The organism is Microcystis sp. M53602_WE12 (genome assembly GCF_030065455.1).
Taxonomy (GTDB): domain Bacteria; phylum Cyanobacteriota; class Cyanobacteriia; order Cyanobacteriales; family Microcystaceae; genus Microcystis; species Microcystis aeruginosa.
Genome location: NZ_JASJFB010000701.1, coordinates 1 through 2,912, shown reverse-complemented (window position 1 = coordinate 2,912; position 2,912 = coordinate 1). Strand labels below are relative to the sequence as shown.

General features: G+C 41.5%; 5 protein-coding genes. 4 read left to right on the top strand and 1 reads right to left on the bottom strand.

Annotation, left to right across the window (positions count from 1 at the left end; genetic code table 11):
* Nucleotides 1-94: 94 nt before the first annotated feature.
* The 4 genes from PX482_RS21875 to PX482_RS21860 are packed head-to-tail and all read left to right on the top strand — an operon-like array spanning nt 95 to nt 2,469.
* On the top strand, nt 95-202 hold the full coding sequence (locus PX482_RS21875; protein WP_288123007.1) for an alpha-E domain-containing protein: 108 nt from the start codon (nt 95-97) through the stop codon (nt 200-202).
* A gap of 48 nt (nt 203-250) precedes the next feature.
* Nucleotides 251-1,252 (top strand): alpha-E domain-containing protein, encoded by a 1,002-nt coding sequence (locus tag PX482_RS21870; protein ID WP_185237680.1) that lies wholly within the window; start codon nt 251-253, stop codon nt 1,250-1,252.
* The gene (locus PX482_RS21865; RefSeq protein WP_002757603.1) at nt 1,252-2,118 is read left to right on the top strand and encodes a transglutaminase family protein; all 867 of its coding nucleotides are present in this window, start codon (nt 1,252-1,254) and stop codon (nt 2,116-2,118) included. The genes PX482_RS21870 and PX482_RS21865 overlap by 1 nt, the downstream gene beginning before the upstream one ends.
* A gap of 12 nt (nt 2,119-2,130) precedes the next feature.
* Nucleotides 2,131-2,469, top strand: a complete 339-nt coding sequence (locus PX482_RS21860; RefSeq protein ID WP_002757602.1) for a hypothetical protein — start codon at nt 2,131-2,133, stop codon at nt 2,467-2,469.
* A gap of 214 nt (nt 2,470-2,683) precedes the next feature.
* Here PX482_RS21860 and PX482_RS21855 read toward each other — a convergent pair.
* Nucleotides 2,684-2,912 (bottom strand): hypothetical protein (locus PX482_RS21855; RefSeq protein ID WP_288027953.1); only part of this gene is annotated, 229 nt, incomplete at its 5' end.

Below are 2,912 nucleotides of genomic sequence, written 5' to 3'. Positions count from 1 at the left end.
TTGGTGGGTTACGGCGAAAATTAAATCATCAGTCAACTGCGTAAATTATTGTCGCCTAACCCACCCTACCCTTTTCACTTTTTCCTGGTTAATTATGCTTAGTAGAGTTGCCGATTCAATTTATTGGTTAAATCGCTATCAGGACAATCATCAAAATTTTGGTGGGTTACGGCGAAAATTAAATCATCAGTCAACTGCGTAAATTATTGTCGCCTAACCCACCCTACCCTTTTCTTTTTCCTGGTTAATTATGCTTAGTAGAGTTGCCGATTCAATTTATTGGTTAAATCGCTATATTGAACGGGCAGAAAATGTCGCCCGGTTTATGGATGTTAACCTTAATTTAATGTTAGATGTACCTACCAGTGTTTTGCAACAGTGGGAACCCTTGGTTTTAACCACGGGAGATTTAGAACAATTCAAGAAACGTTACGGCACAGCCACCGCAGAAAATGTGATCAATTTCTTGACATTTGACACGGAATATAGTAACTCAATTATCTCTTGTTTGCGCTGGGCCAGAGAAAATGCTCGGTCAGTTCGCGAGATTATTTCTTCGGAAATGTGGGAACAGGTTAATGGTTTTTTCTTGATGGTAAAAGATGCTTCCTCTTACCATCCTCAAACTACTTTACCTAACTTTTTTACTCAAGTTAAATTGGCTAGTCACCGTTTTGCGGGGGTAATGGATGCGACGATGACTCATAATGAAGGTTGGCATTTTGGCGTTATGGGAAGATTACAGGAACGCGCCGATAAAACCGCCAGAATTCTTGATGTTAAATACTATTATCTCTTACCTTCCGCTCAATGGGTAGGAACTTCTCTAGACCAAATTCAATGGATTGCTTTACTGCGGTCGGTGAGTGCCTACGAAATGTATCGTAAATGTCAACGACGGATTACTCCTAGTGACGTGGCTGAATTTTTAATTCTTAATCGAGAATTTCCTCGTTCAATTCACTTTTGTCTGCGGGAATTAGACCACTGTTTGCATCAAGTTACAGGGACTCCTATAGGAACTTGGGGGAATTCGGTAGAAAGAAGTTTAGGGCGACTTTGTGCGGAAATGAGCTATCTAACTATCGAGGATATTATTGAAATGGGATTACATGAATTCCTCGACCATATTCAAAAAAGAGTTAATGATGTGGGAATAAAAATGACAGAAACTTTCTTCGTTTTTAATCCTGAACTTGCCTCACCTCTGCCAGTAAATAACTTTCAATATCAATCCCAATTAACAACTTAATGCGTTATCACATTCGGCATCAAACTAACTATTTCTATAATCAACCCGTGATTTTATCACCCCATCTGCTGCGCTTGCGACCAAAATCCGATGGTGGGCAAACTTTGCGAGAGTTCACGCTCAAAATTAACCCAGAACCTTTAACGATAACTAATATTATCGACCTCGATGGCAATTCTTGTTTACAAATTTGGTTTAATCAACCGACAGAAGAATTATTGATTGATGTGGTGAGTGAAGTGGAAACCCATGGGGTTAATCCTTTTCAGTATTTGTTGGAACCTTGGGCGACCTGTTTACCCTTTGATTATCCCATTTCCCTCCACAGTCAATTACAACCCTACAGACAATTTTATGGGTTAGCTAATGACCCCGATGTGGCAGCATTAGCCCAAGAAATTATGCAGGAAACTGAGGGACAGGTGCTATCTTTCCTGTTTAATCTTAATGACAAAATTTACCGCAATTGTCAGCAAATTATTCGTCTTACTGGAGAACCCTATCTACCCGGAAACACTTGGAAAAATAAGCAGGGTTCCTGTCGCGATTTTGTGGTTTTATTTATGGATGTGTGTCGCTGTGTGGGATTAGCTTCCCGTTTTGTCAGTGGCTATCAAGAAGGAGATTTAGACCAAGAAGAAAGACATTTACACGCTTGGGTAGAGGTGTATTTGCCGGGGGGCGGCTGGAAAGGTTATGATCCTAGCCATGGATTAGCGGTGAGTGACCGTCATATAAGCCTCGTTTCTAGTCCAATTCCCCGTTATTGCGCGCCGGTAGAGGGAAATGCTCGACCGGTTAATCTCGGTCATCAAGTGATAGAATCTCAGCTATCATCGACAATTGCGCTTGATTTGTTATCTTGAGGAGAATTTTTTATGGCTAAAGGATTTGGCACAGCAACAAAAGGACATTTAGGCTATGTTTTATTGTTGTGTCCTACTGCTAACACCTATGCGGCTAATTATAGTTTAGATGGGGAAGGAGACGAGTTTATTGGGGTTACTAATATGTTAGAAATGGCGCAAGTTTGGACTAAAAAAAATGCGGCGCGTGAGGCAATAATCAAATATGCAGATTTTTTGATCCAACAGTTAGAAGAAACTCCCCAAGTAAATATTCAGATTAGAAGTTTAAAGTGTTTAGCCAACGGCAAGTTGGTTACGGAAGTGTTAGAGGAGTTAACTTTTGAACAAAATTCGGACTCTCCTAGATAGGCCTTGCGGCAAAAAGTTTTTCGTGGCGGCAGGGTGTGGGGTGTGGGGTGTAGGGTTTTACGGATTTTGAGGACGTTCGGCGAAGCTCAGTCGAACCGCGAAGCTCAGTCGAGCCGTGGTTAATTAGCTAATTTTCAGGGAAAAAGTGCCTGAATTTTCCCGCCGCTCACTCCCATGACCGGCACTAAAGTCTTATCCAACAAGGTCTTTAGATTTATTCAACCAGCCCTAATATAGATATTTCTACAAAATTGAGATGCACCCAAGATGCTGCCGATAAATTAGCCAGCCAAAAGACTATGTAGGGCTTGCTGAATAAAGGTGAAATGTAGGCAAGGTAAGGGTTTTGTGGCTTTTCTCGCGAAACAGGTGCAAGATTTTGAGAGAATCGTGCTTCAAAACCTTGCGTCTTCATCGGCCCGCGTCCTGTAGGGGCGAAGCAT